The organism is Vibrio ponticus (genome assembly GCF_009938225.1).
Classification (GTDB): domain Bacteria; phylum Pseudomonadota; class Gammaproteobacteria; order Enterobacterales; family Vibrionaceae; genus Vibrio; species Vibrio ponticus.
The window spans coordinates 2,678,342-2,691,251 of sequence record NZ_AP019657.1; the positions used below are offsets into that span (position 1 = coordinate 2,678,342).

Annotated in this window: 7 protein-coding genes, 1 tRNA gene, 3 rRNA genes and 1 riboswitch; of the genes, 4 read left to right on the forward strand and 7 right to left on the reverse strand. The window is 46.3% G+C overall.

All coding sequences use genetic code 11. The features are described from left to right. Positions 1-9 precede the first annotated feature (9 nt). Positions 10-936 (forward strand): D-2-hydroxyacid dehydrogenase, encoded by a 927-nt coding sequence (locus GZN30_RS12025; protein WP_075649485.1) that lies wholly within the window; start codon positions 10-12, stop codon positions 934-936. After that, a complete protein-coding gene (locus GZN30_RS12030; RefSeq protein WP_075649486.1) occupies positions 936-1,505 on the forward strand; it encodes a uracil-DNA glycosylase family protein in 570 nt (189 codons plus the stop codon). Before GZN30_RS12025 ends, GZN30_RS12030 begins: the two co-directional genes overlap by 1 nt. A 354-nt stretch (positions 1,506-1,859) precedes the next feature. On the opposite strand, the gene GZN30_RS12035 is transcribed toward GZN30_RS12030, so the two are convergent. The 4 genes from GZN30_RS12035 to GZN30_RS12050 form a co-directional block, all read right to left on the reverse strand. Further along, a tRNA-Asp gene (locus GZN30_RS12035) sits at positions 1,860-1,936 on the reverse strand. A gap of 94 nt (positions 1,937-2,030) precedes the next feature. Then, positions 2,031-2,146: ribosomal RNA gene (rrf, locus tag GZN30_RS12040) — 5S ribosomal RNA — on the reverse strand. Positions 2,147-2,238: 92 nt separating this feature from the next. Further along, positions 2,239-5,129: ribosomal RNA gene (locus GZN30_RS12045) — 23S ribosomal RNA — on the reverse strand. Positions 5,130-5,434: 305 nt separating this feature from the next. Then, positions 5,435-6,989, reverse strand: a 16S ribosomal RNA gene (locus GZN30_RS12050). Together the 16S, 23S and 5S rRNA genes with 1 tRNA gene alongside form the textbook arrangement of a ribosomal RNA operon. Before the next feature lie 559 nt (positions 6,990-7,548). Between GZN30_RS12050 and GZN30_RS12055 the strand changes: the two genes are divergently transcribed. Continuing rightward, a complete protein-coding gene (locus GZN30_RS12055; RefSeq protein WP_075649223.1) occupies positions 7,549-8,004 on the forward strand; it encodes an RNA recognition motif domain-containing protein in 456 nt (151 codons plus the stop codon). Here the strand turns inward: GZN30_RS12055 and murI are convergent. Genes murI through GZN30_RS12070 form a run of 3 tightly spaced genes read right to left on the reverse strand, consistent with a single transcriptional unit; the run spans position 7,970 to position 11,334 of the window. Then, on the reverse strand, positions 7,970-8,764 hold the full coding sequence (gene murI, locus GZN30_RS12060; protein ID WP_075649222.1) for a glutamate racemase: 795 nt from the start codon (positions 8,762-8,764) through the stop codon (positions 7,970-7,972). The genes GZN30_RS12055 and murI overlap by 35 nt on opposite strands. Positions 8,765-8,794: 30 nt before the next feature. After that, positions 8,795-9,487: a Dph6-related ATP pyrophosphatase gene (locus GZN30_RS12065; protein WP_408646836.1), complete on the reverse strand. Its 693-nt coding sequence runs from the start codon at positions 9,485-9,487 to the stop codon at positions 8,795-8,797. Between the two features lie 38 nt (positions 9,488-9,525). Then, a complete protein-coding gene (locus tag GZN30_RS12070; RefSeq protein ID WP_075649220.1) occupies positions 9,526-11,334 on the reverse strand; it encodes a TonB-dependent receptor domain-containing protein in 1,809 nt (602 codons plus the stop codon). A 51-nt stretch (positions 11,335-11,385) separates the two neighbouring features. Next, positions 11,386-11,587, reverse strand: a riboswitch (cobalamin riboswitch). 185 nt (positions 11,588-11,772) lie between these two features. Here GZN30_RS12070 and trmA point away from each other — a divergent pair. Then, the gene (gene trmA, locus GZN30_RS12075) at positions 11,773-12,879 is read left to right on the forward strand and encodes a tRNA (uridine(54)-C5)-methyltransferase TrmA (RefSeq protein ID WP_075649219.1); all 1,107 of its coding nucleotides are present in this window, start codon (positions 11,773-11,775) and stop codon (positions 12,877-12,879) included. The last annotated feature ends 31 nt before the right edge of the window (positions 12,880-12,910 follow it).

The window sequence follows — 12,910 nt, forward strand, 5'->3', positions numbered from 1 at the left end:
GCAAAGCCTATGAACAATTTCACGAAAAAACTCTTTATTTTGACAGAGCAAAATGAGACATACCAAAAGCTGGTCGAATCCTACGATTTGCCAAACTTGGCAATCACTCAAGAGCCTCGTGAAGCGCATATCGTTTTAGCTGCACCACCACTGCTTGCCCCGCAGCTAAACCAGTTCGAAAACTTACAGTGGGTACAATCAACCTACGCAGGTATCGATACTCTAATCAAAGATAGCCTACGCCAAGATTATCTGCTGACAAATGTAAAAGGGATCTTTGGTCAACAGATCGCTGAGTATGTACTTGGGTTGAGCATTGAACATTTCCGTCATTTTGGCCTTTATCGTCAGCAGCAACGCAAGCAACAATGGCTACCCCACCCTTACCAAACACTCAATAGTAAAACGATGGTAATTGCCGGTACTGGTGAGATTGGTAGTTACCTAGCAAAAATGGCAAAAGTATTCGGGATCGTCACTATCGGAGTGAACACCAGAGGCATACCCAAAGCAGACTCTTCTTTTGACTACATCTATCACATTGATGAACTTGCCAGTGCGATAAGCAAAGCCGACATCGTCGTTAGCACGTTACCAGAGACGGTAAGCACCCAGGGTATCTTTAACCAAATGGCGCTATCACAAGCCAACTCGATACTGTTTTTTAATGTAGGGCGTGGCAGTAGTGTGGAACAAACAGCACTAATTGAAGCGCTAGATCGAGGTAACATCGCCCACGCTTTCCTTGACGTATTCCCGCAAGAGCCGTTACCGAGCGAACATCCATACTGGTCACACCCGAATATAACTATCACACCTCATATCGCCGCTGTGAGCTTTCCTGAGCAAGTCGTTAAGATCTTTGCTGACCATTACATAGAATGGGAGCAAGGTTATTCCCTACGTGGCTGCATTGATTTTAGTAAAGGGTATTAATGTTAGAACAACTATTAAGCGACATTCGACAATGCCGATTATGTGAACCCGAATTACCGCTAGGTGCAAATCCGGTAATTCAGGCACATCAAGATGCGCGCCTGCTGATCATTGGTCAAGCACCAGGAACACGGGTGCACGAAAGCTCAATACCTTGGAATGATCCTAGTGGTGATAGATTAAGAACATGGCTTCAAATCGATAAGCCAACCTTCTATGACCTACGTAAGATCGCGATTATGCCAATGGGTTTATGCTACCCGGGTAAGGGACATAGTGGCGATCTGCCACCAAGAAAAGAGTGTGCTCCCAAATGGCACCAAGCTGTTCTTGAACAACTCCCCAACATCGAAATGACGCTATTGATCGGTCAGTATGCACAAAACTACTACCTTAACGATAAGCCTAAAACACTGACCGAAACCGTGCGAAATTGGCGCCAGTGGGCTCCGGAATATATTCCTATGCCTCATCCTTCCCCTCGCAATACGCTCTGGTTAAAAAAGAACCCTTGGTTTGAAGCGGAAGTTGTCACTTACATTCGAGAGTATGTGCAGCAGAAGATATAAAGATGGAACGCTTCGCTACGGATGCGGGAAAGGAGAACGCTGCGCTACAGATGCGGGAGAAGAGCAAGAGCGTAGAATTGAGGGTCGAGAAGTTCTCGCTAAGTGATCGAAGTAGAGCATGCACTCTCGGTTCCCACATCTCGAAGCGAGATATCTTCGATATCGAGCGTTCTAATTTCATTTCCAGCAGAAATGAAAAAAGCCCTGCTATTTCTTGCGGGCACATCTAGTGAGGGCTTCTCAATAAGTGGCGGAGTGGCTGGGCTGGCAATCCAGCGGGACTCAATTCCTTTGCAAAAGGAACTTTTCTTTAGATATTAAAAAACCCGACGCTTTCGCATCGGGTTAAATAAGTGGCGGAGTGGACGGGACTCGAACCCGCGACCCCCGGCGTGACAGGCCGGTATTCTAACCAACTGAACTACCACTCCGCAGCGGTATTTTTTGCTAAATAAAGTCTTATGGTTAGGTAGCTTTATTTAGTTTTGCCTTCAGATTTTTCAAAATCTGAAAACAAGTAAGCAAGCCTGGCGATGTCCTACTCTCACATGGGGAAGCCCCACACTACCATCGGCGCTATTGCGTTTCACTTCTGAGTTCGGCATGGAATCAGGTGGGTCCGCAACGCTATGGTCGCCAAGCAAATTCTTTAATTCGGAAAGCTGTTTTTGTGTTCTCTACACAATCAAGTTTTGTTCTTTCTTTGAGTCCATCAAAACCCCTTGGGTGTTGTATGGTTAAGCCTCACGGGCAATTAGTATCAGTTAGCTCAATGCCTCACAGCACTTACACACCTGACCTATCAACGTCGTAGTCTCCGACAACCCTTTAGGATACTTAAAGTATCAGGGAGAACTCATCTCAAGGCTCGCTTCCCGCTTAGATGCTTTCAGCGGTTATCGATTCCGAACTTAGCTACCGGGCAATGCGTCTGGCGACACAACCCGAACACCAGAGGTTCGTCCACTCCGGTCCTCTCGTACTAGGAGCAGCCCCTTTCAATTCTCCAACGCCCACGGCAGATAGGGACCGAACTGTCTCACGACGTTCTAAACCCAGCTCGCGTACCACTTTAAATGGCGAACAGCCATACCCTTGGGACCGACTTCAGCCCCAGGATGTGATGAGCCGACATCGAGGTGCCAAACACCGCCGTCGATATGAACTCTTGGGCGGTATCAGCCTGTTATCCCCGGAGTACCTTTTATCCGTTGAGCGATGGCCCTTCCATTCAGAACCACCGGATCACTATGACCTGCTTTCGCACCTGCTCGAACCGTCATTCTCGCAGTTAAGCGGGCTTATGCCATTGCACTAACCTCACGATGTCCAACCGTGATTAGCCCACCTTCGTGCTCCTCCGTTACTCTTTGGGAGGAGACCGCCCCAGTCAAACTACCCACCAGGCACTGTCCGTAACCCCGATTAGGGGTCGACGTTAGAACATCAACACTACAAGGGTGGTATTTCAAGGACGGCTCCACAAATACTGGCGTACTTGCTTCAAAGCCTCCCACCTATCCTACACATGTAGGGTCAATGTTCAGTGCCAAGCTGTAGTAAAGGTTCACGGGGTCTTTCCGTCTAGCCGCGGGTACACTGCATCTTCACAGCGATTTCAATTTCACTGAGTCTCGGGTGGAGACAGCGTGGCCATCATTACGCCATTCGTGCAGGTCGGAACTTACCCGACAAGGAATTTCGCTACCTTAGGACCGTTATAGTTACGGCCGCCGTTTACCGGGGCTTCGATCAAGAGCTTCGACCGAAGTCTAACCCCATCAATTAACCTTCCGGCACCGGGCAGGCGTCACACCGTATACGTCATCTTACGATTTTGCACAGTGCTGTGTTTTTAATAAACAGTTGCAGCCACCTGGTATCTGCGACTCTCAATAGCTCCATCCGCGAGGGACTTCACCGTCAAGAGCGTACCTTCTCCCGAAGTTACGGTACCATTTTGCCTAGTTCCTTCACCCGAGTTCTCTCAAGCGCCTTGGTATTCTCTACCCGACCACCTGTGTCGGTTTGGGGTACGATTCCTTACAATCTGAAGCTTAGAGGCTTTTCCTGGAAGCATGGCATCAATGACTTCACTACCGTAGTAGCTCGACGTCGTGTCTCAGCCTTAAGAGAAACCGGATTTACCTAATTTCTCAGCCTACGCACTTGAACCTGGACAACCGTCGCCAGGCCCACCTAGCCTTCTCCGTCCCCCCATCGCAATTGTAAGAAGTACGGGAATATTAACCCGTTTCCCATCGACTACGCCTTTCGGCCTCGCCTTAGGGGTCGACTTACCCTGCCCCGATTAACGTTGGACAGGAACCCTTGGTCTTCCGGCGAGGAGGTTTTTCACCCCCTTTATCGTTACTCATGTCAGCATTCGCACTTCTGATACCTCCAGCATGCTTTACAACACACCTTCAACGGCTTACAGAACGCTCCCCTACCCAATGAAGTAAACTTCATTGCCGCAGCTTCGGTTTATTACTTAGCCCCGTTACATCTTCCGCGCAGGCCGACTCGACTAGTGAGCTATTACGCTTTCTTTAAATGATGGCTGCTTCTAAGCCAACATCCTAGCTGTCTAAGCCTTCCCACATCGTTTCCCACTTAGTAATAATTTGGGACCTTAGCTGGCGGTCTGGGTTGTTTCCCTCTCCACGACGGACGTTAGCACCCGCCGTGTGTCTCCCGGATAGTACTTACTGGTATTCGGAGTTTGCAAAGGGTTGGTAAGTCGGGATGACCCCCTAGCCTTAACAGTGCTCTACCCCCAGTAGTATTCGTCCGAGGCGCTACCTAAATAGCTTTCGGGGAGAACCAGCTATCTCCAGGTTTGATTGGCCTTTCACCCCTAGCCACAAGTCATCCGCTAATTTTTCAACATTAGTCGGTTCGGTCCTCCAGTTGATGTTACTCAACCTTCAACCTGCCCATGGCTAGATCACCTGGTTTCGGGTCTATATCCAGAGACTGAACGCCCAGTTAAGACTCGGTTTCCCTACGGCTCCCCTAGATGGTTAACCTTGCCACTGAATATAAGTCGCTGACCCATTATACAAAAGGTACGCAGTCACAGGACAAAGCCTGCTCCTACTGCTTGTACGTACACGGTTTCAGGTTCTATTTCACTCCCCTCACAGGGGTTCTTTTCGCCTTTCCCTCACGGTACTGGTTCACTATCGGTCAGTCAGTAGTATTTAGCCTTGGAGGATGGTCCCCCCATATTCAGACAGGATAACACGTGTCCCGCCCTACTCGATTTCACTGAACACACATCGTCAACTACGGGACTATCACCCTGTATCGTCGGACTTTCCAGACCGTTCGTCTAACGCGTGTAAAGCTTAAGGGCTAGTCCAATTTCGCTCGCCGCTACTTTCGGAATCTCGGTTGATTTCTTTTCCTCGGGGTACTTAGATGTTTCAGTTCCCCCGGTTCGCCTCGCTACGCTATGTATTCACGTAGCGATACTAGCTTATGCTAGTGGGTTTCCCCATTCGGAAATCCCAGACTCAAGTGGCTTTTACTGCCTAATCTGGGCTTATCGCAAGTTAATACGTCCTTCATCGCCTCTGACTGCCAAGGCATCCACCGTGTACGCTTAGTCACTTAACCATACAACCCGAAGGAGTTTCGAGTTGATAATCAAATCACCAAAGTTGTCTGCAATTTTTATACATGATGCAGACTCGATTTTGCCGGACTCAAATATGTTTTGTTTACTTAAAACAGTAAGACAAAACCCAAGAACACTTGAATGTGTTTTTGTGTATTCAATAAATGAATACTTTGAGAACTTTACAAACAACAATAAATTGTTGTTTTGTCAGCTTTCCAAATTGTTAAAGAGCAATAATAGCTCGAAGCGTTCGCTTCAAAACCATCAATCTGTGTGAACACTCATCGCAATAATCATCGTATAAGGAGGTGATCCAGCGCCAGGTTCCCCTAGCGCTACCTTGTTACGACTTCACCCCAGTCATGAACCACAAAGTGGTGAGCGTCCTCCCCGAAAGGTTAAACTACCCACTTCTTTTGCAGCCCACTCCCATGGTGTGACGGGCGGTGTGTACAAGGCCCGGGAACGTATTCACCGTGGCATTCTGATCCACGATTACTAGCGATTCCGACTTCATGGAGTCGAGTTGCAGACTCCAATCCGGACTACGACGTACTTTTTGGGATTCGCTCACCATCGCTGGTTGGCAGCCCTCTGTATACGCCATTGTAGCACGTGTGTAGCCCTACTCGTAAGGGCCATGATGACTTGACGTCGTCCCCACCTTCCTCCGGTTTATCACCGGCAGTCTCCCTGGAGTTCCCGACATTACTCGCTGGCAAACAAGGATAAGGGTTGCGCTCGTTGCGGGACTTAACCCAACATTTCACAACACGAGCTGACGACAGCCATGCAGCACCTGTCTCATAGTTCCCGAAGGCACCAAAGCATCTCTGCTAAGTTCTATGGATGTCAAGAGTAGGTAAGGTTCTTCGCGTTGCATCGAATTAAACCACATGCTCCACCGCTTGTGCGGGCCCCCGTCAATTCATTTGAGTTTTAATCTTGCGACCGTACTCCCCAGGCGGTCTACTTAACGCGTTAGCTCCGAAAGCCACGGCTCAAGGCCACAACCTCCAAGTAGACATCGTTTACGGCGTGGACTACCAGGGTATCTAATCCTGTTTGCTCCCCACGCTTTCGCATCTGAGTGTCAGTATCTGTCCAGGGGGCCGCCTTCGCCACCGGTATTCCTTCAGATCTCTACGCATTTCACCGCTACACCTGAAATTCTACCCCCCTCTACAGTACTCTAGTCAGCCAGTTTCAAATGCAATTCCGAGGTTGAGCCCCGGGCTTTCACATCTGACTTAACTAACCACCTGCATGCGCTTTACGCCCAGTAATTCCGATTAACGCTCGCACCCTCCGTATTACCGCGGCTGCTGGCACGGAGTTAGCCGGTGCTTCTTCTGTAGGTAACGTCAAATCCATACGCTATTAACGCATGAACCTTCCTCCCTACTGAAAGTACTTTACAACCCGAAGGCCTTCTTCATACACGCGGCATGGCTGCATCAGGCTTGCGCCCATTGTGCAATATTCCCCACTGCTGCCTCCCGTAGGAGTCTGGACCGTGTCTCAGTTCCAGTGTGGCTGATCATCCTCTCAGACCAGCTAGGGATCGTCGCCTTGGTGAGCCCTTACCTCACCAACTAGCTAATCCCACCTAGGCATATCCTGACGCGAGAGGCCCGAAGGTCCCCCTCTTTGGCCCGTAGGCATCATGCGGTATTAGCCATCGTTTCCAATGGTTATCCCCCACATCAGGGCAATTTCCTAGGCATTACTCACCCGTCCGCCGCTCGCCGCCCAACAAATCCCCCGAAGGTTCAATGTTGTCGCTGCCGCTCGACTTGCATGTGTTAGGCCTGCCGCCAGCGTTCAATCTGAGCCATGATCAAACTCTTCAATTTAAGATTTTGTTCGACTCAATGAATACTGAACATTACATAGTAATGTTTGAATTGACTGTGCTGAATCTTTCGATTCAATGGTCACTTCGTTTCATTGAAATCTAATTTGAAGCCTAAGCTTCTAATTTGGATTATCATCAACGAGTGCCCACACAGATTGATAGGTTCTTATTTTTAAAGAGCTTTTTCTAACTTCCGAGATACTCAGTACCGCGTCGTTAGGGGTGCGTATATTACGCTTCCCAACTTGAGAGTCAAGCGTTTTTTCAAACTTTCTTTTCTCTTCTTTTCCCTCACCGAGTGTGACTTGCGTCTCATCCCGTGTCAGTGAGGCGGCATTATAGGGAGGATTTAAAACATGACAAGGCTTTTTTCAAAAAAACATTTTGTTCGCATAAAAACTAAGCAAATCATTAAAAATAGGATAAAATTTCAACATTTGAGTCATGTCACATCATCACGTTGGAAAAAGGCCAACCATATACGTAAGATCTATGTGTCTATTTTGTTAATAATAGATACTTAACTTTTTCTCTGACCTAGAAGTAGTATTCTGATTATGAGTTCAAATAAATCGATAGTATTGATAATCGCTATAGCGGTGCTCGGCGGTATTATCTTTTCTCAGATAAATATCTCTCCTGCTATTAGCTTTGTTATTGGTGTTGTTGCTTCCGCTTTTGTTCTTAAATTCTCTAACGCAACAACAATTGAAATGAGCACGCCTCTAAATGACCCGGCGACTAAAACCCTCTACGTGGGGAACCTTCCTTATAAGGCGAATGAATCTCACGTTAAGGAGTTATTTGCTAAACATGGTGAAGTGTTTGCCGTTCGTCTTATGAAAGACAAACGCACTGGGAAAAGAAGAGGATTTGGTTTTGTAGTAATGGCAGCCACTGATGCAGAGACCGCCATCGCAGGACTAAACGAGAAAGACTACATGCAACGGACTTTAAAAGTTCGCATTGCGAATGAGCCTAAATCTCAAGAGGAAAGGGACGAACTGAGCTAAACCCTAACTTCATTAATGCACTATTCAGCGCATCTTCTTGCCTAGGAGTTGCGCTGGAATAAATCTCTTTCTTTCCTTGTTTCTCCATACTCGACTCTACTGACAGTAACTCTTGTACCCGCCTTGCTATCGCCTCCCCTGAATCCACCAGCAATACTTGCGCTGTTAGTACCTGCTGAATTTCTTCTTTTATTAGCGGAAAATGGGTGCAGCCTAAGACGGCAACGTCTATCTTGCCGATCAGTGGTGCAAGCAGTGTCGTCATTTCGTCATGACAAACCGGAGTTCCTCTTAACTTCTCTTCAGCAATATCGACTAATCGAGTTAAACCAAGCATCTCTACCGGTTTATTCTGCGAAAAGTCTCGGATCAGATCATGGGTGTACTCACGCTGCACTGTCGCAGGTGTAGCAATTAGCCCCACCGCTTTATTAGCGAGATTAGAGGCAGGTTTAATTGCCGGCACTACCCCCACAACTGGAATGGAAAGAATTGCACGAAGTTTGGGTAATACGATGGTGCTGGCGGTATTACACGCGATCACGACAAGATCAATGCTGTGCTGTTCGACCATCGCAGAAACCAGTAACTCGACTCGTTCAATCAGAGTTTGGCGCTCTAACTCCCCATATGGGTAAGCAGCATTATCAAACAAATAGTAGTAATCAAGTTGCGGCAAGCGGGCAACTATCTCTTTATATACAGATAAACCACCGACACCTGAGTCAAAAATGAGTACTTTGGGTTGCTGCTGAGTCACAAAATATTTCCAGTAGAGAAGATGACGCGATCATACCCTCGGATTTACTTTTCGCAATATCTTGGCGGTATATCTTTGGTGAGAGAAACGCTCTCCATGCTCTACCTGATTTAGTTGCAGCGCCAACACACCATTGAAGCTCGCCGTTTCAGTGACTAATGTATGGAACTCACCATTTTCGCCGCAAGGGTCCACATCGCTTGGTAATTCAGCCAGTAGAGTTTGATCGTACCAACGACCGCACAACTCTCTTGAGATTCGCGAGCTGTCTGCCGTAACCAGCATCGTTTGGATACCTCTTGCAATTATCTCATCCGCTAACATTTTTGGTTCTTGGCCAAGCAGTGGGAAGACGCACTCCCACCCCGCTGGTTCGATATAGCTACGACGATAGTCGGCGATGCCATTACAAAACATGTCACCAAATGCCACACAACTAAACCCAAGCTTTGCGCCTCTTAAACCTTGGACGACTAGAGATTGATAAACCTCATTACTCGGAAAGACTTCCGGCAATGCAATTTTCACTAGCGGTATTCCAAGCAAGTCTGCTTGCATCTCTACCACTTCGATCGGTGTCGCTTGGAAGGGAACTTCGTCTTCTAGGTAAGTGGTGAATAGACCAACAACATGATATTGGTCGCTGTCCATTAAGCGTTCTAAGGTAAGGGTTGAGTCTTTACCGGAAGACCAACTAACGATGACGTTTTTCTTCATTTTTATCTCGGACAGGAAAAAACCGCCCGAAGGCGGTTTTGGGATTAGAATTGCATTGTTGCATTAACAAAAAATCGTCTTTCTGGAGCATTGTACCCAGGAGACGTTTGGTATTCTTTATCCATTAAATTGTCCACTCGACCTCTAACCACGAGCTCTGGACTAATCCAGTAACCAACAGAAACATCCCACAGACTCAGTGAAGACATAATGTTTTCTGGGTCATAGCTTTCCTTCGGGCTACCAAGACGCTCTCCTGTGTAGGTATAAGTAACGTTGAAATCAAAATCACCATAAGAGCTATCAACCAACCATTTAAAGTTTTCATCTGCTCTCTTCGCTAATTTGGTACCACTAGAGTCTTGATGATCCTTGAACTCTGCGATTAGTGTATGGCTTAACATTGCTGTATCAAACCCAACAATAACCTCTACACCTTTTAATTCTGCATCCACATTTAGTGGATACCATGGTGAGCCTTCATACCAAATAATCAGATTATCAACATCGTTGTCGTATACTGATAACTCTAAACTAAAGAGCTCATATTCGCCAAGGTAACCAACTTCTCTATTTAGCCCTTCTTCAGCCTCAAGATCTGGATTATTCGATAGGTCAGCATAGCTTGGAGCTTTAAATGAAGTGCCAATATTTACTCTTACTTGATGATTTTCATTAAAATGATATGCACCACCCAGTGACCATGTATTGTAGCTATCATATTCATCATGCTTATCGTGTCGTACTGCGCCAGTTAACTGCACGCCACCAAACGTCGCATCTGAAGACAAGTACGCCCCCATCGTATCTCTATGATCACCAGCCAAGCTATCAAGCCCCCAACCCATAGAGTCTTTCGAAAGCTCTTCTCTTCGCCAGTCAGCACCAGCGCCAAAATTAACGCTCTCGTTTAAATCGTAGAGATTAAAAAACTGGACTGTCGTCAAGTCGATATCCCGCACAGTACCCGCATTATCAGGCCCTTGAGCCTGCGAGTACTCAATAGATTCTATCGCTTGCTGATTTAGACGAAAAACTGAACTAAGGTTTTCACCTCGATACTCTATATCTCCGGTAATGCTTAGATTCTTTGTTGAATTGTAGTACTTGCCACCTTGATTATATTGGGACAAGCTATCAATCCACATTACAGATAAATTGCCAAAAAAGTTTCCTGTAAGGTTGTTTGAATACGCTGCATATAGGTTTTGGTTTTCATAACCAAAATCCATTCCTGTACCTGATTCAATGATATCAAAGCCATCTGTAGACTCATAACCACCAGCGAACTTCAAGCTACCTTCGTTCTCAAAAACTTTTTCAGCAACGAAGTTTCCTTCTCTTTGGCTGTCACTACCTGCTCCAATAGAAGCTTGCGCTCCATTCTTTGCAACTGTAGATTTTGTGATGATATTAATTACACCAGCAATAGCATCTGAACCATACAAAGCAGAACTAGCACCGCGGATAACCTCTACTTGTTCGATCAGATTAACAGGTATGTAATTAAAAGAGACACCACCAGATGCACCCTGTATTCTAACGCCATCGACAAGAACTAGTACTTGGTCGCTGTTATAGCCACGCATATAAATTGAAGCATTCTGACCTCGACCACCGTTTTGTGTTATTTCAATACCTGGAACTCGTTTTAATATATCAACGATAGATTTTGCTTGAATATCTTCAATTTCTTGCTTATCGATTACTGTTATCGATGCTGTTATATCTTTAATCGGCTGCTCAAAACGGTTCGCCGTGACCACAACCGTTTCATCGGCTGTTTCGGCTAGAGAATAAGGGGCGTAAGAAAGCAGTGACCCAACAGTCACAGCTAGAATAGAACGGTTCATTTTTTTATCCTAAATCGCGTAAATCCTACTGAGCTGAAGGTTTGCTTCCAATAGTGTGCTCAGTTGCTGGCAGGTATTCGGACTTAAGAGCTTTACATCGTAATCTACTAACTCGACTTCCCACACCATGCTAGGTGCAGTGTCTTATGAGAGTTCGTTCTCTATTACCGCTGCGCGTCAGTTCTGGATTTTCACCAGATTCCCTTTTCAGCCATCTATACTTCTAGATAGCACCAGCTTCGCAGAGATGGTATTGAACCGTTGGTTATTTGTCCAGCAAATATCTGATGGCGCTATAATTTAGTAACCATTGATAGAATTGATGTCTCATTTTATTACGCGAAAGTTTGCCCTGCGCCTTCGCAAAACTGGACATATGGTTGATATCGAATAAAATCTGCGCTCTTAACTAAAATGCACCATACAAAGGTTATTACTATGGCGAGTCTTGATGTAAATCCACAGCACTATCAGCAACAATTGGCTGAGAAAGTTGAACGTCTCAATGAGATGTTTGCTCAATACAATGTGCCAGAGTTAGAAGTGTTTGAATCACCAGAGCAGCACTACCGTATGCGTGCAGAGTTTCGCGTGTGGCACGAAGGTGAAGACATGTACTACATCATGTTTAACCAAGAAACTCGTGAAAAATACCGTGTTGATCAGTTCCCTGCCGCAAGCCGCCTAATCAATGATTTGATGCCATTACTAATGGAAGCAATGAAAGATAACGAGTCACTGCGTCGTAAGCTATTCCAAGTTGACTTCCTATCGACACTGAGCGGCGAAGTTCTGGTTTCTCTGCTTTACCATCGTCAACTGGATGATGCGTGGATTACTGAAGCAAAAGCACTCAAACAACGCCTAAACGATGAAGGTTTCAACCTAAACCTGATCGGTCGTGCGCGTAAAATGAAGATCGTTCTCGACCAGGACTTCGTAGTAGAGAAGCTGGATGTTAATGGTAAGCCGTATATCTACCAACAAGTTGAGAACAGCTTTACCCAACCTAACGCTAAAGTCGCCACCAAAATGCTAGAGTGGGCGGTCGACTGTACGCAAGACAGCGAAGGTGACTTACTTGAACTTTACTGTGGTAACGGCAACTTCTCTTTGGCGTTGGCGCAAAACTTTAACCGCGTACTGGCGACAGAACTAGCGAAACCATCGGTTGAGTCTGCGCAGTACAACATCGCGGCTAACAAGATCGATAACGTACAAATTATTCGTCTGTCTGCGGAGGAGTTTACCCAAGCGATTGAAGGTCAACGTGAGTTCCGTCGTTTGAAAGATGCGGGTATCGATTTAAACAGCTACAACTGCAACACCATCTTTGTTGATCCACCGCGTTCGGGTATGGATATTGATACGTGTAAGATGGTGCAAGGTTACGAGCGCGTGCTTTACATCTCTTGTAATCCAGAGACATTGAAAGAGAACTTAGATGTGCTAAGTGAAACGCATAAAGTAACCCGTTTCGCTCTGTTCGATCAGTTCCCATATACCCACCATATGGAAGCGGGTGTGATGCTTGAACGTAAGTAACGAATAACCGTTCAACGTTCAATTATAGCGA